Source organism: Streptomyces sp. VRA16 Mangrove soil (assembly GCF_017377775.1).
Taxonomy (GTDB): domain Bacteria; phylum Actinomycetota; class Actinomycetes; order Streptomycetales; family Streptomycetaceae; genus Streptomyces.
This window is the reverse complement of record NZ_JAFVLN010000021.1, coordinates 43,842-62,205: the sequence shown is the minus strand read 5'-3', so window position 1 is coordinate 62,205 and position 18,364 is coordinate 43,842. Positions and strand designations below refer to the sequence as shown.

The 18,364-nt window shown below is 71.7% G+C and carries 18 protein-coding genes; 4 read left to right on the top strand and 14 right to left on the bottom strand.

The window, feature by feature from the left end; all coding sequences use genetic code 11:
- The first annotated feature begins 302 nt into the window (after positions 1-302).
- Positions 303-749, top strand: coding sequence for an ATP-binding protein (locus tag J3486_RS38095; protein WP_207828462.1), 447 nt, complete (start codon positions 303-305; stop codon positions 747-749).
- Between the two features lie 75 nt (positions 750-824).
- On the opposite strand, the gene J3486_RS38090 is transcribed toward J3486_RS38095, so the two are convergent.
- Positions 825-1,934: a bifunctional succinyldiaminopimelate transaminase/glutamate-prephenate aminotransferase gene (locus J3486_RS38090; protein WP_374194823.1), complete on the bottom strand. Its 1,110-nt coding sequence runs from the start codon at positions 1,932-1,934 to the stop codon at positions 825-827.
- Between the two features lie 120 nt (positions 1,935-2,054).
- Positions 2,055-2,375, bottom strand: a complete 321-nt coding sequence (gene fdxA, locus J3486_RS38085; RefSeq protein WP_161301852.1) for a ferredoxin — start codon at positions 2,373-2,375, stop codon at positions 2,055-2,057.
- A 140-nt stretch (positions 2,376-2,515) separates the two neighbouring features.
- On the opposite strand from fdxA, the gene J3486_RS38080 reads away from it, so the two are divergent.
- Together J3486_RS38080 and J3486_RS38075 are read left to right on the top strand one after the other, a co-directional pair.
- Positions 2,516-3,598, top strand: coding sequence for a GNAT family N-acetyltransferase (locus J3486_RS38080; RefSeq protein WP_207828461.1), 1,083 nt, complete (start codon positions 2,516-2,518; stop codon positions 3,596-3,598).
- A 17-nt stretch (positions 3,599-3,615) separates the two neighbouring features.
- Positions 3,616-4,458: a transglutaminase-like domain-containing protein gene (locus J3486_RS38075; RefSeq protein ID WP_207828460.1), complete on the top strand. Its 843-nt coding sequence runs from the start codon at positions 3,616-3,618 to the stop codon at positions 4,456-4,458.
- Positions 4,459-4,501: 43 nt separating this feature from the next.
- On the opposite strand, the gene J3486_RS38070 is transcribed toward J3486_RS38075, so the two are convergent.
- The 8 genes from J3486_RS38070 to J3486_RS38035 all read right to left on the bottom strand — a co-directional run bounded on the left by J3486_RS38070 (position 4,502) and on the right by J3486_RS38035 (position 11,846).
- On the bottom strand, positions 4,502-5,116 hold the full coding sequence (locus J3486_RS38070) for a response regulator transcription factor (protein WP_207828459.1): 615 nt from the start codon (positions 5,114-5,116) through the stop codon (positions 4,502-4,504).
- On the bottom strand, positions 5,113-6,303 hold the full coding sequence (locus tag J3486_RS38065) for a sensor histidine kinase (protein WP_307805111.1): 1,191 nt from the start codon (positions 6,301-6,303) through the stop codon (positions 5,113-5,115). The genes J3486_RS38070 and J3486_RS38065 overlap by 4 nt, the downstream gene beginning before the upstream one ends.
- Positions 6,300-7,043, bottom strand: a complete 744-nt coding sequence (locus tag J3486_RS38060) for an ABC transporter permease (protein ID WP_207828458.1) — start codon at positions 7,041-7,043, stop codon at positions 6,300-6,302. Before J3486_RS38060 ends, J3486_RS38065 begins: the two co-directional genes overlap by 4 nt.
- Positions 7,040-7,948, bottom strand: coding sequence for an ABC transporter ATP-binding protein (locus tag J3486_RS38055; protein WP_207828457.1), 909 nt, complete (start codon positions 7,946-7,948; stop codon positions 7,040-7,042). The genes J3486_RS38060 and J3486_RS38055 overlap by 4 nt, the downstream gene beginning before the upstream one ends.
- A gap of 95 nt (positions 7,949-8,043) precedes the next feature.
- On the bottom strand, positions 8,044-10,107 hold the full coding sequence (locus tag J3486_RS38050; protein WP_207828455.1) for a hypothetical protein: 2,064 nt from the start codon (positions 10,105-10,107) through the stop codon (positions 8,044-8,046).
- A gap of 163 nt (positions 10,108-10,270) precedes the next feature.
- Positions 10,271-10,705, bottom strand: coding sequence for a DUF6113 family protein (locus J3486_RS38045; RefSeq protein WP_207828453.1), 435 nt, complete (start codon positions 10,703-10,705; stop codon positions 10,271-10,273).
- Positions 10,702-11,625 carry an N-acetyl-1-D-myo-inositol-2-amino-2-deoxy-alpha-D-glucopyranoside deacetylase gene (gene mshB, locus J3486_RS38040; protein WP_207828452.1) on the bottom strand — a complete coding sequence of 308 codons (924 nt, stop codon included), beginning with the start codon at positions 11,623-11,625 and terminating at the stop codon, positions 10,702-10,704. Before mshB ends, J3486_RS38045 begins: the two co-directional genes overlap by 4 nt.
- A 26-nt stretch (positions 11,626-11,651) precedes the next feature.
- Positions 11,652-11,846 (bottom strand): hypothetical protein, encoded by a 195-nt coding sequence (locus J3486_RS38035; protein ID WP_207828451.1) that lies wholly within the window; start codon positions 11,844-11,846, stop codon positions 11,652-11,654.
- A gap of 152 nt (positions 11,847-11,998) precedes the next feature.
- Between J3486_RS38035 and J3486_RS38030 the strand changes: the two genes are divergently transcribed.
- Entirely contained in the window at positions 11,999-14,122 is a 2,124-nt protein-coding gene (locus J3486_RS38030) for a prolyl oligopeptidase family serine peptidase (protein ID WP_207828450.1), read from the top strand.
- 148 nt (positions 14,123-14,270) lie between these two features.
- On the opposite strand, the gene J3486_RS38025 is transcribed toward J3486_RS38030, so the two are convergent.
- The 4 genes from J3486_RS38025 to J3486_RS38010 are packed head-to-tail and all read right to left on the bottom strand — an operon-like array spanning position 14,271 to position 18,327.
- Positions 14,271-15,410, bottom strand: a complete 1,140-nt coding sequence (locus J3486_RS38025; RefSeq protein WP_229379255.1) for an ABC transporter ATP-binding protein — start codon at positions 15,408-15,410, stop codon at positions 14,271-14,273.
- Entirely contained in the window at positions 15,397-16,389 is a 993-nt protein-coding gene (locus J3486_RS38020; RefSeq protein ID WP_207828449.1) for an ABC transporter ATP-binding protein, read from the bottom strand. Before J3486_RS38020 ends, J3486_RS38025 begins: the two co-directional genes overlap by 14 nt.
- A gap of 5 nt (positions 16,390-16,394) precedes the next feature.
- Positions 16,395-17,411, bottom strand: a complete 1,017-nt coding sequence (locus J3486_RS38015) for an ABC transporter permease (RefSeq protein WP_207828448.1) — start codon at positions 17,409-17,411, stop codon at positions 16,395-16,397.
- Positions 17,404-18,327, bottom strand: a complete 924-nt coding sequence (locus J3486_RS38010; protein WP_207828447.1) for an ABC transporter permease — start codon at positions 18,325-18,327, stop codon at positions 17,404-17,406. Before J3486_RS38010 ends, J3486_RS38015 begins: the two co-directional genes overlap by 8 nt.
- Between the last annotated feature and the right edge of the window lie 37 nt (positions 18,328-18,364).

The following is an 18,364-nucleotide window of genomic DNA, read 5'->3' as shown; positions in this document are numbered from 1 at the left end:
ACCCGAAAGGGGCATGTGGATCACCTCCCGTGGACGCCGGGAGTCCGCTTGCGGGCGAGGTGCGGCCCGACGCCCGAAACCCTTGCCGGCACAGGGATGCAGAGGGTTTCGCCCGGCGCGGGAACGATGGCGTTTGTCCGCTTTTAGCCGCAGCCGATTATGCGACGCATTGCCAACCCTTTACGTTGCCGACCCGCAACCTTCCCGGGGCGTCGGGCTGTTGTCACGGCGTCCGAGCACCGGGCGGTGACGAGCCGCACGGGGCACGGACACCAAACGTTCTCTCCCGTCTAAGGAGCATCATGTCCCTCCCCCTGACCCGCCGGATCGCCCGTGCCGCGCTGCTCGGTGCGGCCGGCGCAGCCTCCGTGGTCGGTGCGGCCAGCTCCGCGAGCGCCGTCGACCTTCCGGCCACGCCGGACCTCGGTGGCGTGACCGCGCTGGACGGCGCGAACCTGGGCAACACCGTCGACGGAGCGGCCGAGCACGCCGCAGGTCTCGCGGGTGACACCGGGAGCAAGGCCGTGAAGAAGACCGTTCCGGCCGCCGGCAAGACGGTCGGCAAGAGCGCCAAGACCGCCACCCCCGCCGCCCAGAAGGCCGCGGGCGACCTGGCCGGCAGCACCGGTGGCGTGGTCGGCGAGGCCGCAGGCACGGCGACCAAGGGCGGTCTGCCGACCGACTCCCTGACCAAGGGCGGTCTGCCGGCCACCGACCAGCTGCCCGTCAAGGGTCTGCCGCTCGGCTGATCACCGAAGGCCCGGAACGGGGTGTGGGGAGCCGCTTCGGCTCCCCACACCCCGTTCCGCTGTGTCCGGGTACCTCTAGAGGCGGGCCACCGCCGCGTCGATGCGCTCGTCCGTCGCCGTCAGGGCGACCCGCACGAACGTGGCGCCCGCCTCGCCGTAGAAGTCGCCGGGGGCGACCAGGATGCCCAGGGCGGCGAGGTGGGCGACCGTGTCCCAGCAGGACTCGTCACGGGTGGCCCAGAGGTACAGGCTCGCCTCGCTGTGCTCGATGCGGAAGCCGTGCCCGACCAGCGCCGCGCGCAGCAGCTCGCGGCGGGCCGCGTAACGGGCGCGCTGCTCCTGGACGTGGGCGTCGTCGCCGAGCGCCGCGACGACCGCCGCCTGCGTCGGGGCCGACGTCATCATGCCGCCGTGCTTGCGGATCTGGAGCAGCGGGTCGAGGACCGCCGCGTCGCCCGCGATGAACGCCGCGCGGTAGCCCGCCAGGTTCGAGCGCTTGGAGAGCGAGTGGACGGCGACCAGGCCGTCGTACGACCCGCCGTTGACGTCCGGGTGCAGCACCGAGACCGGGTCGGCCTCCCAGCCCAGCTCCAGGTAGCACTCGTCGGAGAAGACGAGGATGCCGTGCTCGCGGGCCCACGCGACGGTGCGGGTGAGGTCCTCCTTGGACAGGACCTTGCCGGTGGGGTTCGACGGGGAGTTCAGCCACAGGAGCTTGATGCCCTCCGGGTCGAGCTCCGTCGGGTCGTCGTACGTGACGTACTCGGCGCGGGCCAGCCGGGCACCCACCTCGTAGGTCGGGTAGGCGAGTCGCGGGTAGGCGACCTTGTCCCCGGGGCCGAGGCCCAGGTGCGTCGGGAGCCAGGCCACGAGTTCCTTGGAGCCGACCACCGGCAGGACGTTGCGGTGCGTGAAGTCGCGGGCGCCGAGGCGCCGTTCGCACCAGGAGACCAGGGCGTCACGCAGCTCCGGAGTGCCCCACACCGTCGGATAGCCCGGCGAGTCCGCGGCGTCGATCAGCGCCTTCTGGATCAGGTCGGGCACCGGGTCGACGGGCGTGCCGACGGAGAGGTCGACGATGCCGTCCGGGTGCGCCGCGGCCGTCTTCTTGTACGGCTCCAGTTTGTCCCAGGGGAACGTCGGGATGCGGTGGATGGGGGCCGGGACTCCGGAGGCAGCGGACACCTGTCGGCTCTCTTTCCTCGTGCTGCGTACTGCTGCTGCGTTCTGCTGCTGCGTTCTGCGGTGGGCAAATGCCGAGGTCCCGCACGGCGGCATGCCGTACGGGACCTGGAGCGCTGCGCGTCAGCCGTTCTGCGGCGGAAGCGCGGCGATGAACGGGTGGTCCTTCTCGATCAGGCCCATCTTCGAGGCACCACCGGGCGAACCGAGCTCGTCGAAGAACTCGACGTTCGCCTTGTAGTAGTCCTTCCACTCCTCAGGAGTGTCGTCCTCGTAGAAGATCGCCTCGACCGGGCAGACCGGCTCACAGGCACCACAGTCGACGCATTCGTCCGGGTGGATGTACAAGGACCGGGAGCCCTCGTAGATGCAGTCGACCGGGCACTCCTCGATGCACGCCTTGTCCTTGACGTCGACACAAGGCTGCGCGATGACGTAGGTCACGCTGTCGTTCCTCCTCGATAGGGCGCTGGCGGGCCTCCACAGGCTCCGCCGCCTGGCGCGCGGGAGCGCGGCGTCGTCGATGCCCGCCCCTAGTATCTCCGTTCCCGGCCATGATCCGAACAGGAGGGGTGGGCCTAGCTGTGGAATTCACTGCTGGCGGACGGCTCGAAGTCCGCATCTCGGGCGATGACGTGGGAAAACGCGTGTCTGTACGACGGGTGAGCGAAGACGGGTCGGCGGGTCGGAAGTTCACCGACACCGTCGGAGTTCTCACATCCTGGGACGCCGGTGTGCTGCTCATCACACGGCGGAACGGTGAGCGGGTCGCCGTCGAGGAGTCCGCGCTGGTCGCGGGCAAGGTCGTGCCCGCCGAGCCCGCGCGGCGCCGCGGCCCCTCGGCCACGTACCCCGAACTCGCCCGCATCGCCTCCCGCGCCTGGCAGCCGCTGGAGAGCGAGCGGCTCGGCGAGTGGGAGCTGCGGGCGGCGTACCAGCAGGAGCCGGGCGAAGCGAGTCGCCGGGGGGCGGTGGTCGGGCGACGGGAGGGTTTCACCCGGCGGGCCAACTCGCTGCTGCCCGTGGGCGACCCGGGTGTGCCGCTCGACGACGCGCTGGATCACGTACGTCGGTGGTACGCCGACCGTGGGCTGCCCGCGTACGCGCAGACCGCGACCGGTGCCGAGGGGGCGCAGGAACTGCTCTGCGCCGAGCTGGAGGCGCGCGGCTGGGTGCGGGAGGTCACGGCCGAGCTGCGGATCGCGGCGCTCGCGCCGATCGGTGATCTGCCCGACCCGGATGTGGAGGTGGTCCTGGAGCGCAGGCCGCGGGAGGCGTGGCTCGCGCGGTACCAGCGCAAGGGAACGAGCGAGGTCGCGCTGAAGGTGCTGTGCGCCGGTCCCTCGGTGTGGTTCGCGAGCGTGCCCGGCGAGGACGGAGTGCCCGCCGCGATCGGGCGGTGCGTGGTCGACGGAAGGTGGGCCGGGTTCGCCGCTGTCGAGGTCGACCCTGCACAGCGGCGCCGCGGGCTCGCGACGAAGGTCATGACGGCGCTGGCGCGGCGGGCGCTCGACGAGGGCGCGTCGGCGGCCTGGCTCCAGGTGGAGGCGGACAACGAAGGGGCGCGTGCCCTGTACGACCGCATGGGTTTCGCCACGCATCACGCGTACCACCACTACCGTGCTCCGGAGGCCGCTCCCACCGGACCCGCTAATCGATCGGCCTGAGAGGGCACGAGGCACGTATGTCCCCCCACTTGTCCCCGCGTTCCACCGAACTGAGGCGCCGGTTCGCCGAGGCGGCCCGGGCCGAGCGGCCCGACCTCGCGCAGTTGTGCCTGCTGCTCGCCGCGGAGGCGGACGGCTCGCTCGACGACGCCGGCATGGACTCCGTAGAGATCGCGCTGGACGAGTTCGCCGGGCGGCTGCCGTTCCGGCCGGGTGGGCCGCACGCCTGGGCCGCGGCGCTCGGTGAACTCCTGGGCGCGCAGCTCGGCTTCCACGGTGTGCCCGGCGACTATCAGCGCCTCGAATCGTCGTTGCTGCACGAGGTGGTGCGGCGGCGGCGCGGGCTGCCGATCCTGCTGTCGGTGGTGTGGATGGAGGTGGCGCGGCGGGCCGGGGCTCCGGTGTACGGCGTCGCGCTGCCGGGGCACTTCGTCGTCGGGTTCGGTCCGCCGGAGCAGCAGGTGCTCGCCGATCCGTTCGACGCGGGGCGGGTGCTCAGCGGGGCCAACGCGGAGTTGCTGGTGGCCGGGGCGACGGGGGCGCCGCTGGATGCCTCGATGCTGCGGCCCGCCGATCCGCTGGAGGTCGTGCTGCGGATCCTCAACAACGTACGGGCGTGGGCGGCGACGCGGCCCGAGCGGTCCGATGTGTCGCTCTGGGCCGTGGAGCTGTCGCTGCTGCTGCCCTCGCATCCGGCGCGCTTGCGGTACGAGCGGGCGCAGTTGCTGGTGCGGCGGGGTGATTTCGTGCGCGGGGCCGTGGAGTTGGAGGCCTATGCGGAGGTCGTGGGGGCGGTGGACGGGGCGGCTGCGGAGCAGGTGCTGGGGCAGGCCCGGGCCGCTCGGGCCATGCTGAACTGACCCGGGGCCCGCGCAGAAGCGGCCCCCTCGCCGCGGGGCGGGCCTACAGCCAGCCCTTCTCCTGCGCCACCCGGACCGCTTCCGCCCGGTTGCGGACCGCCAGTTTCTGGATGGCCACCGAGAGGTAGTTGCGGACCGTCCCCTGCGACAGGTTCAGGGCGGCAGCCAGCTCCGCGTTGGTACGGCCGTCCGCCGCGGCGCGCAGGACCTCGCGTTCGCGGTCCGTCAGGGGGTTGGCGCCCTCGGCCAGGGCCGCCGCGGCGAGCGTGGGGTCGATGACGCGTTCGCCGGCGAGGACCTTGCGGACCGCTTCGGCGAGCTGGGCGGCCGGGGCGTCCTTCACCAGGAACGCGTGCGCGCCCGCCTCCATCGCGCTGCGCAGATAGCCGGGGCGACCGAACGTGGTGAGTACGACCACCTTCACCCCGGGGAACTCCGTGTGCAGTCGGGCCGCCGCTTCGATGCCCGTACAGCCCGGCATCTCGATGTCAAGGAGCGCCACGTCGACCGCGTGGGCGCGGGCCGCCGCCAGGACCTCGTCGCCGCGCGCCACCTGGGCGACGACCTCGATGTCCGGCTCCAGCCCGAGCAGCGCCGCGAGCGCCTCGCGCACCATCGACTGGTCCTCGGCCAACAACACCCTGATCGCGCTCGTCATGCGGCGGATCCTACGGAGGGCGCGGGGACCCGGGCCACCAGCCGGAATCCGGGTCCACGGCCGGCCGCGCCCGCGTCCAGCGTGCCGCCGACCGCGGTGAGGCGTTCGGCGAGCCCGGCCAGGCCGTTGCCCGGGGCGAGCCCTGACGGGCCCGCGCCGTCGTCCTCCACCGTCAGCTCGACGATCGGTCCTTCCAGGGTCTCGCGACGGGCGACGCCGATGACGCAGCGGCGCGCGCCGCTGTGCCGTACGACGTTGGTGACGGCCTCCCGCAGCGACCAGGCGAGCGCCGCCTCCTGGCTCTCGGGCAGTTCGGGCGCCTGATCGGGCACCGTCGCCGTGATGCCCGCGGCCGCCAACGCGACCTGGGCGCCGGCCAGTTCGGCCGTCAGACGGGGTCGCCGGTAGCCGGTGACGGCCTCGCGCACGTCGACCAGGGCCTGCCGGCTGACCTTCTCGATGTCGGCGATCTGGTCGGCTGCCTTCTCGGGCCGGCCGGGCAGCATCCGGCCCGCCAGTTCGCTCTTCAGGGTGATCAGGGAGAGCGAGTGACCGAGGAGGTCGTGCAGGTCGCGCGCCAGGCGCAGCCGCTCCTCGTTCGCCGCCAGCTGGGCCACCTGTGCCCGCGCCTCGCGCAACTCCCGCGTGGTGCGCACCAGTTCGCGTACGCCGATCATCGAGAAGCCGCCGAGCAGCGCCGGGATGACGAGCCAGTACTCGGGCTCGGTGTCCAGCAGCAGCCCGGTGCCGGTCATGGCGGCCGTGGTGGCGAGGATCGCGAGGCGGGTCCAGCGCAGCGGCAGGACCGCGCCGAAGGCCACGGAGACGTAGACGAACAGCACGAGCCACTCGGGCCCGAGGGTGAGGGAGAGGACGACGGCGAAGACCGGCAGCAGGGTCAGGCAGACGCGGACCAGCAGTCGGCCCAGCGGCCGGCCCGTCTGGCGGATCACGAGACCGATGTACGCGACCACGAAGACGGCGAGGCCCAGGCCGCCGAGGGCCGTGGCCACCGGGGTGTGGTGGCCCTGTGCGAGGTCCGCGACCGGGCTGCCGAGGAAGGCCAGCCACATGCCGATCCACAGGAGTTTGACGAAGAACTCCCTGCGGGTGTCCGGCGGCAGGCCGATCCTCGGGACCCGGCCCGTCCCGTCCGGCTCGGTGCTCGCGCCCACGTTCGCCCTCACGCCTTCAGAGTGTCCTTGCGGTACAGATACGCCGCGCCGCCCGCGAAGACCAGGAAGTAGACGACGATCAGCGCGACGTCCTTGGCGTGCGGGGCGTTGCCCAGCTCGATGGCCTGGCCGAGGGCGGCGTACGCGTGCGTGGGCAGCCACTTGGCGATGTTCTGCAGCCAGTCGGGGAAGGACGTGGTGGGCATCCACAGGCCACCGAGGATCGACAGGCCGAAGTAGGTGATCATCGTGATCGGGCGGACGGCGTCACCGCTCGCGATGTAGCCGATGGCGACGCCGAGCGCGGCGAAGCAGAGGCTGCCCGCCCAGATCGCGCCGGTCAGCGCGCCCCACTGCCAGGCGTCGAAGCGTACGTCCTTGAAGACCGCGGCGACGACGAAGACCACCACGATGGAGGGCAGGGACACCACGGCCGCGCTCGCGGTCTTCGCGAGGACGTAGCCGCGGCCCGGCAGCGTCGTCAGCCGCAGCTGCCGCACCCAGCCGCTCTCCCGCTCCTTGGCGATGCGCTCGCTGTTGCCCATGAGGACGGCGGTGAGCGCGCCGAAGGAGGCCATGGAGACCATCATGAACGCGGCCAGGTTCAGGCCGCCGGTGCCCTTGACGATGTCCGAGGTCTTGGACTGGCCCGCGATCAGCAGGAACAGCACCGACGGATAGATCACGGAGAAGAAGAGGAACTTCTTGTTGCGCAGGGCGCGCACGAGTTCCAGCTTGATCAGGCTGTTCATCGCGACTTGGCCTCCTCGGCCTCGGTGATGGCCACGAACGCCTGCTCAAGGCCGAGCCCGGCGACTTCGAGGTTGCGGGGGTAGACGCCGAGCCCGTACAGGGCGTGCACGGTCGCGTCGGCGTCGGTGGACTGGATGCGGACCGTCTGGCCCGAAATGTCCACGCTGGTGAGGAACGGCAGCGCTTTGACGGCCTGCTCATCGATCTCGCCGTCCAGGTCGAAGGAGACCTTCCGGGCGCCCGCCTTGGCCTTGATCTCGGCCGCGGTGCCGTCGGCGAGGAGCCGGCCGCGGTGCAGGACGAGGACGCGGTCGGCGATCGCGTCCGCCTCCTCCAGGTAGTGCGTGGCGAACAGGACGGTGCGGCCCTGGTCGGCCTGCTCGCGCATCGTCGCCCAGAACGCCTGGCGGGCGGTCACGTCCATACCGGTCGTCGGCTCGTCGAGGACGATGAGGTCGCTGTCGCCCGCGGTGGCCAGGGCGAAGCGGACGCGCTGCTCCTGGCCGCCGGAGAGCTTGTTGACCTTGCGGTCGCCGATCTGGGTGATGCCGGCCCGGCTCATGACGTCGTCGGCCTTGTACGGCTTGGGGTGCAGGGACACGGCGAGCTGCACCAGCTCGCGCACCGTCACCTCGTCCATCAGGCCGCCGCTCTGCAGCATGGCGCCGACCCGGCCGCGCACGATGGCGTCGCGCGGGCTGGTGCCGAAGACCTGGACGTCGCCGGTGTCGGCGGGGCGCAGGCCGAGGAGCAGGTCGAGGGTGGTGGACTTGCCGGCCCCGTTCGGGCCGAGCAGGGCGACGGTCTCGCCGGGGTGCAGCGCGAGGCTGAGCCCGTCGACCGCCTTCACCGTGCCGTACGTCTTCGTCACCCCGGTGAAGGTGACCGCTGCTTCTGTCGTCATGCCGCCATCGTCGCCGGTCAGCGGGGGCGCGCGGCAGTGCTTGATGTCGCGAGTCCCGCATGACGGATGTCATGCGGGACTCGTCGGGTGCGCGCTCAGCTCGTGGGGATGTCCACGGTCCGCTCGGCCGTCGTCCTGCCCATCAGCGCCTTGCCCATGGCGGAGGCGACGTCCGTCGGCTGGACCGGCGTCTTCTTGCCGTTGCCCCGGGTGATCAGGACACCGTCGAAGGTGTTGCCGTACAGCTTCTTGAGCGCCTTCAGGTCGTACGTCTCGACGAGCTTGCCGTCGACCGCCTTCATGCCGAGCACCTTCGGCAGGGAGATGGCCGGGCCGAACTCGATCGCCTTGCCGCCCGCCGTGATCTTGACGTTGGCGGACATCGCGGGCTCGGCGAACTGCTTCATCTTCCGGTCGACCTCGGCGTTCGAGATCGTCGGCTGCTGCTGCACCGTCGCCACCTGGACGGCCGCGTCCTTGCCGGTCTCCACGTGGGCGCGGTACGCCTCGGCGACCGAGTCGGCCGACCGGTCGACGTCGATGCCCTTGCCCGCCTTGCCGTAGACCGCGACGGCCTTGCCGGGGACGAACTTGATCGTGCCGTCGCCGGAGGCGGCCGCGCCGCCCGCCGCGTCCTCGAGGGCCGCGTGCAGCTTCTCCTCGTCGACGGGCATGACCGGGTCGACGACCCGCTCGTTGCCGAACAGCGAGCCGATCACCGAGACCGGGTTGTAGTCGCTGCCCGCGGCGGCGGAGACGGTGGCCGCGCTGTCCAGGGAGAGACCCGACTGCTCCGGCTTGAGCTCGACCGTCTTGCCGTCGACCTCCAGCTTCAGGGGGTCCTCGGTGCGCTTGCCGAGGGTGCTCTCCAGCTTGGCGGCCGCCTCGTCGCGGGTGCCGCCGCCGATGTCGACACCGAGGACGGTGGTGCCCTTGGGGACGTCGGAGTGGTTCATCAGCAGGCCCGCGCCGTAGGCGACACCGGCCACGCCGACGACGCCCGCACCGAGCAGGACCAGCTTGCTGCGGCCCTTCTTCTTCTTTTTGGCGGGGGCCGGGGCGCTGGGCACCGGGTCCGGCAGCTTCGGCGGGGTGTGCGGGGCCGGCGCCTGGACCTGCGGGGCGAACGGCGAACCGGGGCCCGCGCCCTGGCCCGCCGCCCCCGGCACGACCGGGATGCCGCTGGTGAGCGTGTCACCGGAGACGTTGCCCGCGGCCGGGGCGGGCTCCGGGGCCGGCTTCTGCGGCGTCAGGATCGCGGTGTCGTCGCTCATCCGGGGCGGCGTCGGGGCACCGGCGCCGGGCACCGGCGGGTTCGGCGCGCTCGGCGTGATCATCGGGCCGTCGCCGGTGGTGGGCCCCGTCGTGGGGCCCGCGGGTCCGGTGGGACCAGTGGGACCGGTGCCTGCGGGGCCGCGGCGCGGGGCGCCCGGCTCCTGGCCCGCGCCCTCGGGACCGCCGGCGGGGTTCGCCGGGTTGCCCGAGAAGAACGGGAGGTCGCCGCGGTCCTGGGCACCGCCGCGCGGGGCGCCGCCGCCGAGCGGGCCGGAGGCGACCGCGCCGGACACGTCGAAGCCACCCGACGTACCGCCGGACGCACCGCCTGCCGGCGCACCACCGACCGGCGCACCACCGGCGGGGGCACCGCCGGCGGGGGCACCACCGGCGGGACCGCCGGGGGTACCGGAGCGCTGGGGCGCGGCCGCCTTGCGCGGCGCGAACCAGTCGCTGGTCTTCTCCTCGCGCTGCGCCTTGGGCTCGGCGGGCGCGGGCGGCTGCGGGGTCTGGCCCGTCGTCTGCGCGTCGCCCGTGTAACCGGCGAGCGCCGAGGGGCGGCCCTCGGCGGCCTGCGCGGCGGGCGGCTGCGGGGCGGGGGTCTCGGCGGTCTGCTCGGGACCGCCGTCACCGCCGTCGATGTCACTCATCGGCGTACGCATCACGACCGGCGGGATCGGCCGGGAGCCCGGGATGTTGATCCGGATCCGTGTCGTCAGCGTCGTCTCGGTCTTGGGACCGTCCTGGTCGCCCGGCGGGGTCGGCCCGGCATCGCCGGACGCCGCGCCCTGCGCGGACGTTCCGTACGGAGGCGTCCCCGACGGGTACGCGGCCGCACCGCGCCCCTGGGGCCCGGAGGACGAACTGTCAGTTTCACGACTCAAAGCAGGTTCTCCCGGTTGGCTCCGCCGCCCGTCTCGACCTCACGCGGGCTGCTCGGCGGCGCGCACCACCATACTGGCCGCCGCGGGAAGTCACCGTGTGACGGATGGTGAATCCCCTGTGGGCGCCTTGTCGGTGTCCGTCAGCGCCCGCCAAAGTGTCACGTCACTTCCCAAGTCGGGCGGCGGACGCGGGCGGTTGCCGCGGCAGCCCAAGGGTGGCGCAGATCACAGCCACGGCCATCCCTCCGAGGAGGAAGAGGTAGGAGCCGAGTCCCGCGCCGAAGAGGAAATCGCCCTCGGGACGGCTCGCGGTGAGCAGCAGGACGGCGACGAGCCAGCCCGCCGCCGGGGCCACGGCGCCCGCTCTGCCGCGGGTCAGCCACGCCCCGCCGCGGAAGGCGCCGGCCGCGGCGACCAGCGCGAGCAGCAACCCGCCCGGGAACCAGCCGCCTTGCACGAGGGCGCCCGCGGCGCCGACGAGCACGCCGAGCACGAACAGGGCGAGGAGGACGGCGGCGCGGCCCGCGCTGAAGGTGAAGGGCTGGGCGAGGGCGCTGCCTTCGCCGCGGTTCTGGCCGGGAATCCTGGCGTTGCTCATCCACTCACTCCTTCGATGCCCTCGGCGCCCTCGATGCCCTCGATGCCTTCGATGCCCTCGAACAGGTCCTTCTCGTACGCCGATCCGGGCTCGCCGCGCACCAACTCGTAGTACTCGACGTCGAACAGCGGCTGCGCGAGCCCGTTGGAGAGCGCGAAGACCGTGTCCCCGGGCGCCACGTCGACCTGGGTGGCGTGCGCGCGCATCGCGGCCGCCTTCCGCTCGGCGTACGGCCCGCCCTCGATCTCGGTGGTGATCCGCTCGTCGTCGACGACACCCGGCACGTCACCGATGACCGCGACGGCGCCGAAGGGACCGGGGTCAAGGGCCCGGAACTTCTCTTCGACGACGGTGCGCGGCACCCGGTTCCAGTAGATCTTGGCGATGGTGTGCGGCTCGCCGAGGTCGCGCCGGAAGGCGGGCTCGGCGGCCAGGTCGGCGGCGCGCATCGCGACGCGGTGGGCCTGGATGTGGTCGGGGTGGCCGTAGCCGCCGTCCGGGTCGTACGTGACCAGGACCTGCGGGCGGACCTCGCGGATCACGGCGACGAGCGAGGCGGCGGCCTCGTCGAGGTCGGCGGACCAGAAGGCGCCCGCCCGCTCGTTCTGTTCGACCCCCATCATCCCGGAGTCGCGGAAGCGGCCGGGGCCGCCGAGGAAGCGGTGGTCGGTGACGCCGAGCTCCTTCATGGCGGCGGCCAACTCACCGATCCGGTGCGGTCCGAGAAGATTCTCACGATCCGGCGCGAGATGAGCCAGTTCGTCCGGAATGACCTCGCCCTCTTCGCCGAGGGTGCAGGTCACGAGCGTGACGTGTGCGCCGTCGGCGGCGTACTTGGCCATCGTGGCGCCGTTGTTGATCGACTCGTCGTCGGGGTGCGCGTGCACGAGGAGCAGGCGCCGGCCGGGCAGTTCGGTCATGCACCCCAGCCTAAGCGGCGCCCCGCTCAGAACTTGATGCCGCCGACCATGTCCGCCACGTTCGTCGTCAGCTGCTTGATCGTCGGGGCGATGGAGGAGCTCGCCAGATAGAAGCCGAGCAGCACACACACCACCGCGTGCCCGGCCTTCAGCCCCGACTTCTTGATCAGGATGAAGACGATGATCGCGAACAGCACCACGGCCGAGATCGAGAGTGCCACAGCGGTCCTCCTTCAAAGTGATCGGTCGCCGAAGGATTCATACCCACGGAGCGCTACGAATCATAACTATCCGTCGTCACGCATGAGTCGCCGCCAGGGGGCGCCGGAAGCACAAGGGGGCGCATGGTCGACTTCCGCCCTACGCTTCGGGGATGACCACCGAGAGCGAGACGCCCACCTTCCCTCGTCAGCACGCGCGCACCCAGCGCTTCACGCTCGGTGCGCCCCGCGCGTTCACCGTGTCGCCGGACGGGGAGCGCGTCGTCTTCCTGCGCTCCCCGTCCGGCACGGACCGGGCGAACGCGCTGTGGGTGCTCGACGTGACGAGCGGTCAGGAGCGCCCCGCGGCCGAGCCCGCGACGCTGCTCGGCGGCGCGTCGGAGCACCTGTCCGCACAGGAGCGCGCACGGCGCGAGCGGGCCCGCGAGGGCGGCGCCGGCATCGTCGGCTACGCGACGGACGCGGCGGTGGAACTGGCCTCCTTCGCCCTCTCGGGCCGCCTCTTCACCGCCGAGCTGCGCGCGGGCACGGCCCGTGAACTGCCCGTCCCCGGACCGGTGTTGGACCCCCGCCCGGCCCCCGACGGCCGGCACGTCGCGTACGTCGCCGAGGGCGCCCTGCGGGTCGTCGACGCCGCGGGCGAGAACGACCGGGCGCTCGCCGTGCCCGAGGCGGCCGGCGTCACCTACGGGCTCGCGGAGTTCATCGCGGCCGAGGAGATGTCCCGGCAGCGCGGCTACTGGTGGTCCCCCGACTCCGACCGGCTCCTGGTGGCCCGCGCCGACGACGCGGACGTGCACCGCTGGTGGATCGCCGACCCGGCGCACCCCGACCGCGAGCCGGCCAAGGTCGCCTACCCGGCGGCCGGCACGCCCAACGCCGAGGTGCGCCTGTTCGCGTACGCCCTCGACGGCTCCCGCACCGAGATCGCCTGGAACCGCGCCGCGTACCCGTACCTGGCACGCGTGCACTGGTCGGCGAACGGTGCCCCGCTGATCCTGGTCCAGGCCCGCGACCAGCGCAGCCAGCTCTATCTGGCCGTCGACGTGGCGGACGGCTCGACCCGGATGGTGCACGCCGACGAGGACGAGCAGTGGCTGGAGCTGCTGCCCGGCGTGCCGTGCTGGTCGCCGAGCGGACAGCTGGTGCGGATCGCGGACGAGGGCGGCGCCCGGGTCCTCGCGGTCGGCGAACGCCCGCTCACCGGACCGCAGTTGCACGTCCGCGCGGTCCTGGACGTCGGCGAGAGCGAGGTGCTGATCTCGGCGTCGGCGGGCGCCGACGCCGAGGACCCGGAGACCGGCGAGGTGCACGTGTACCGCGTCAACGAGCTCGGCGTGCAGCGCATGACCGGCGAGCCCGGCATGCACTCGGCGGTCCGCTCCGGCGACGTCACCGTCCTCGTCTCGGCGACCCTGGAAGCGCCCGGCGCGCGGGTGCGCGTGGAGCGGGACGGCCAGCACGTCGCCGAGATCGCCTCGTACGCGCAGCGGCCCGTGCTCACGCCCCGGGTGACGCTGGCCGAGGCGGACGGCATCCCCTGCGCGGTGCTGCTGCCGACCTCGTACCAGGAGGGCGACGGGCCGCTCCCCGTCCTGATGGACCCCTACGGCGGCCCGCACGGGCAGCGCGTGATGGCGGCGCACAACCCGTATCTGACCTCGCAGTGGTTCGCCGACCAGGGCTTCGCGGTGATCGTCGCCGACGGGCGCGGCACGCCGGGCGTCTCGCCGGGCCGCGAGAAGTCGATCAGCGGCGACTTCACCGTCACCCTCGACGACCAGGTGAGCGCGCTGCACGCGCTGGCGAAGCGGTTCCCGCTCGACCTGTCCAAGGTGGCGATGCGCGGCTGGAGTTACGGCGGCTATCTGTCGGCGCTCGCGGTGCTGCGCCGCCCGGACGTCTTCCACGCGGGTGTCGCGGGCGCGCCGGTGACGGACTGGCGGCTCTACGACACGCACTACACGGAGCGGTACCTGGGCGATCCGGCGGCGACCCCGGACACGTACGCGAAGAGCTCGCTGGTGACGGACGACGGGCTCGGCGAGGCGGCCGACACGCACCGTCCGATGCTGATCGTGCACGGTCTCGCGGACGACAACGTGGTGGTGGCGCACGCGCTGCGGCTGTCGTCGGCCCTGCTCGCCGCGGGCCGCCCGCACGAGGTGCTGCCGCTGTCCGGGGTGACCCACATGACGCCGCAGGAGCAGGTCGCCGAGAACCTGCTGCTGCTCCAGGTGGACTTCCTGAAGCGTTCGCTGGGCCTGGCCGGATAAGGCGACCGGGCCGGAGCGACATGGCGCGCTCCGGCCCGGTCTACGGCACCCGCACGGCCGTACGCGGAACACTCTCGCCCGTCCGTATATCGGCGCCGGGTCCGTCAAGTTGCCTGCGTGTAAAGGAGTTACCGGGAGCAAACGCCCGTCATTCCGTCGGTACGACGTGCTTCTCCTCGGCGAAGTGGCACGCCGACGGATGCGCCACGGCGCCCTCGGTGAACACCTCCGGAACGGCGAGCAGCGGCTCCTCCTCCTCGCACCGCTTCTGCGCCTTCCAGCAGCGGGTGCGGAACCGGCAGCCGGAGGGCGGGTTGGCGGGTGAGGGCACGTCACCGGCGAGGATGATGCGCTCGCGATGGTCGCGTGCCTCCGGGTCGGGGACCGGGACGGCGGACAGCAGCGCCTGTGTGTAGGGATGCGTGGGGTGGTCGTAGATCTCGGTGTCGGAACCGATCTCCACGATGCGGCCCAGGTACATGACGCCGACCCGGTCGGAGATGTGCCGCACGATGGACAGGTCGTGCGCGATGAACACATAGGACAGGTCGAACTCGTTCTGGAGCCGTTCCAGCAGGTTCACCACCTGCGCCTGCACCGACACGTCCAGCGCGGAGACCGGCTCGTCGGCCACGATGATCTCGGGGCGCAGCGCGAGACCGCGCGCGATGCCGATGCGCTGGCGCTGGCCGCCCGAGAACTGGTGCGGATAGCGGTTGATGTACTCGGGGTTGAGGCCGACGACGTCGAGGAGGTCCTGGACCTTCTTCCTGCGGTCGCCCTTCGGGGCCACCTCGGGATGGATCTCGTACGGCTCCCCGATGATGTCGCCGACCGTCATCCGCGGGTTGAGCGAGGTGTACGGGTCCTGGAACACCATCTGGATGTTGCGGCGTACGGCCTTCAGGGCGCGCCCGGACAGCTTGGTGATGTCCTCGCCCTTGTACCTGATGGCGCCCTCGGTGGGGCGCTCCAGATTGACCAGCATCTTGGCGACGGTGGACTTGCCGCAGCCGGACTCCCCCACGATGCCGAGGGTCTCGCCGTGCCCGAGGTCGAAGTCGACGCCGTCGACGGCCTTGACCGCGCCGACCTGCTTCTTGATCAGGACGCCCCGGGTGAGCGGGTAGTGCTTGGTCAGCCCCCGTACCTCGAGCAGGGGTTCGTGCCCCGACGCCGAGCCGTTCCTCGCGTACGAGGACTCCGCCTGTGACTGGTGCAGGAGGTGCTCGGCGAGCTCGCCCTCGCGCTTCAGGTCCTGCTTGCTGACATGCTCACCGTGAGGCATCGAGCGTCTCCTTCCAGAAGTGGCACGCGCTGCGGCGGGCCCCGGAGGAACCGGAGACCTCGGCGAGCGGCGGGACGTCGGTGCGGCACACGTCCTGGGCCATCGGACAGCGCGGGTTGAAGGCGCAGCCGGGCGGGATGTTCATCAGGTTCGGCGGCAGTCCCTTGATCGCGTAGAGCTCCTGGCCCTTCTGGTCGAGCCGCGGAATCGATTCGAGCAGCCCCTTGGTGTAGGGGTGCGCGGGCGCCTTGTAGATCTCGTGGACGGGGGCCTGTTCGACGATGCGGCCCGCGTACATCACGGCGATCTTGTCGGCGACGTCCGCGACCACGCCGAGGTCGTGGGTGATGAGGATGAGCCCCATGTTGAGCTCACGCTGGAGCTCGGCGAGCAGGTCCATGACCTGGGCCTGGACGGTGACGTCGAGGGCGGTGGTCGGCTCGTCGGCGATGATCAGGGCGGGCTCCAGGGCGAGCGCCATCGCGATCATGATGCGCTGGCGCATACCGCCGGAGAACTGGTGCGGGAACTGGCCGACCCGCTCCTTCGCGGCGGGGATGCGGACGCGGTCCATCAGCTCGACGGCCCGGGCCTTGGCGTCCTTGCGGGACAGACCCTTGTGGACGACGAACAGTTCACCGATCTGCTCGCCGACCGAGAGCACGGGGTTGAGGGAGGACAGCGCGTCCTGGAAGATCATCGCCATCTCGGCGCCGCGCACCTTGCGGCGCTCCTCCTCCTTGAGCTTGAGGAGGTCGCGGCCGCGGAAGAGGATCTCACCGCCGGTGATCCGCCCGGGCGGCATGTCGAGGATGCCCATGACGGCCTGCGCGGTGACGGACTTGCCCGAGCCCGACTCGCCGAGCACGGCCAGGGTCTCGCCCTCGTCGACCGTGTAGTTGACGCCGTTCACCGCCTTGGCGATGCCGTCCCGGGTGCGGAACTCGACGTTCAGGTCGCGTACTTCGAGCAACGGCATGGGCGCTACCTCAGCTTCGGGTCGAGGGCGTCGCGCACCGCGTCGCCGAGCATGATGAACGCGAGGACCGTGAGGGCGAGGGCGCCGGCCGGCCACAGCAGCGCGTGCGGGGCGTTGCGGATGTTCGCGGACGCCGCCGAGATGTCGATGCCCCAGCTCACGGCCGGCGGCTTCAGCCCGACGCCCAGGTACGACAGGGTCGCCTCCAGGGCGATGTACGTACCGAGGGCGATGGTCGCCACGACGATGACCGGCGCCACGGCGTTCGGGGTGATGTGCCGCAGCAGCATCCGCGAGTTGGAGGCACCCAGCGCCCGCGCCGCCTGGACGTAGTCGTTCTGTTTCGCGGTGATCACCGAGCCGCGCGCGATGCGGGAGATCTGCGGCCAGCCGAGCAGCACCATGAAGCCGATGACCGGCCAGACGGTGTTGCTGCTGACGACGGACAGCAGCACCAGGCCGCCGAGGACCACGGGGATCGCGAAGAAGATGTCGGTGACCCGGGACAGGAGCGAGTCCCAGAAGCCGCCGAAGAACCCGGCGAGCCCGCCGAGCACGGAGCCGAGGATCGCGACGCCGACCGTGGCGCAGACGCCGACGGTGATGGAGTTGCGGGCCCCGTACACGGTGCGGGTGTAGACGTCGCAGCCCTGCCCGTCGAAGCCGAAGGGGTGGCCCGGCTCGGAGCCCTGCTGGCGCTTGGCCAGATCGCAGGAGAGCGGGTTGCCCGAGGCGATCAGCTGCGGCCAGATCGAGATGATCACCAGGAAGAGGATCACCAGGCCCGAGATGATGAAGATCGGGTTGCGGCGCAGGTCGCGCCAGGCGTCGGACCACAGGCTGCGGGGCTTGCCGGCCGGGCCGCCGCCGACGGGGCCGCCCGGCTGGTTCTCCAGGGCCGCGCCCTCGCTGGTGGCGAGGTCCATCGCGCCGCCCATGCCGGTCGCCGCGATGGCGCCGTCCTCGGGCGCGCGCCCGCCGGCGGACCAGGAGGAAGGCTCTGGTGCGTGCGGTTCAGGCATAGCGGATCCTCGGGTCGAGTACGGCGTACAGGAGGTCGACGATCAGGTTCACCGCGAGGAAGACCAGCACGAGGATCGTCACGAAGCCGACCACGGTCTGGGTGTTCTGCCGCAGAATGCCCTGGTAGAGCTGGTAGCCGACGCCGTGGATGTTGAAGATGCGCTCGGTGACGATGGCCCCGCCCATCAGGGCTCCGACGTCGGCGCCGATGAAGGTGACGACGGGGATCAGGGAGTTGCGCAGCAGGTGCCGGGTGATGACGCGGCGCCGGGGCAGGCCCTTGGCGATGGCGGTGCGCACGTAGTCGGCCTGCTTGTTCTCGGCGATGGACGTCCGCGTCAGCCGGGTCACGTAGGCGAGGGAGACCGAGGCGAGGACCAGACCGGGCACGATCAGTTCGCTGAAGGTCGCCTCCGTGGACACGGCCGGTTCGATCCAGCCCCACTTCACGCCCAGCAGCAGTTGCAGCAGCAGACCGGTGACGAACGTGGGCACGGAGATGACGACGAGCGTCAGCAGCAGCACCACGGTGTCGACGGGCCGGCCGCGCTTGAGGCCGGTGAGGACACCGAGCGTGATGCCGACGACGACCTCGAAGAGGATCGCGACGATGGTCAGCCGGATCGTGACGGGGAACGCGGTCGCCATCAGCTCGGTGACCTTCTGGCCGTTGAACGCCGTCCCGAAGTCGCCGGTGAAGACGTTCCCCATGTACGTCAGGTATTGCTGCCACACCGGTTTGTCGAGGCCGAACTCCTTCGACAGCTGTGCCTTGGTGGCGGGGTCACAGGCCTTGTCGCCGCACAGTCCGGCGATGGGGTCGCCCATGACGTTGACCATGAGGAAGATCAGCAGCGTCGAGCCGATGAACACCGGGATCATCTGCAACAGGCGCCGGATCACATAACGTCCCATGAAGGACTCCGGTTCCGATTCCGCGGGCTGCGGGAGC

What these genes read in the sequence shown, in the direction of transcription:
- J3486_RS38060 (WP_207828458.1), bottom strand. Translation starts at nt 7,043, where the DNA reads ATGAACAGCCTGATCAAGCTGGAACTCGTGCGCGCCCTGCGCAACAAG.
- J3486_RS38030 (WP_207828450.1), top strand. Translation starts at nt 11,999, where the DNA reads ATGACCACCGAGAGCGAGACGCCCACCTTCCCTCGTCAGCACGCGCGC.
- J3486_RS38075 (WP_207828460.1), top strand. Translation starts at nt 3,616, where the DNA reads ATGTCCCCCCACTTGTCCCCGCGTTCCACCGAACTGAGGCGCCGGTTC.
- J3486_RS38015 (WP_207828448.1), bottom strand. Translation starts at nt 17,411, where the DNA reads ATGCCTGAACCGCACGCACCAGAGCCTTCCTCCTGGTCCGCCGGCGGG.
- J3486_RS38010 (WP_207828447.1), bottom strand. Translation starts at nt 18,327, where the DNA reads ATGGGACGTTATGTGATCCGGCGCCTGTTGCAGATGATCCCGGTGTTC.
- J3486_RS38095 (WP_207828462.1), top strand. Translation starts at nt 303, where the DNA reads ATGTCCCTCCCCCTGACCCGCCGGATCGCCCGTGCCGCGCTGCTCGGT.
- J3486_RS38070 (WP_207828459.1), bottom strand. Translation starts at nt 5,116, where the DNA reads ATGACGAGCGCGATCAGGGTGTTGTTGGCCGAGGACCAGTCGATGGTG.
- J3486_RS38020 (WP_207828449.1), bottom strand. Translation starts at nt 16,389, where the DNA reads ATGCCGTTGCTCGAAGTACGCGACCTGAACGTCGAGTTCCGCACCCGG.
- J3486_RS38055 (WP_207828457.1), bottom strand. Translation starts at nt 7,948, where the DNA reads ATGACGACAGAAGCAGCGGTCACCTTCACCGGGGTGACGAAGACGTAC.
- J3486_RS38025 (WP_229379255.1), bottom strand. Translation starts at nt 15,410, where the DNA reads ATGCCTCACGGTGAGCATGTCAGCAAGCAGGACCTGAAGCGCGAGGGC.
- J3486_RS38045 (WP_207828453.1), bottom strand. Translation starts at nt 10,705, where the DNA reads ATGAGCAACGCCAGGATTCCCGGCCAGAACCGCGGCGAAGGCAGCGCC.
- mshB (WP_207828452.1), bottom strand. Translation starts at nt 11,625, where the DNA reads ATGACCGAACTGCCCGGCCGGCGCCTGCTCCTCGTGCACGCGCACCCC.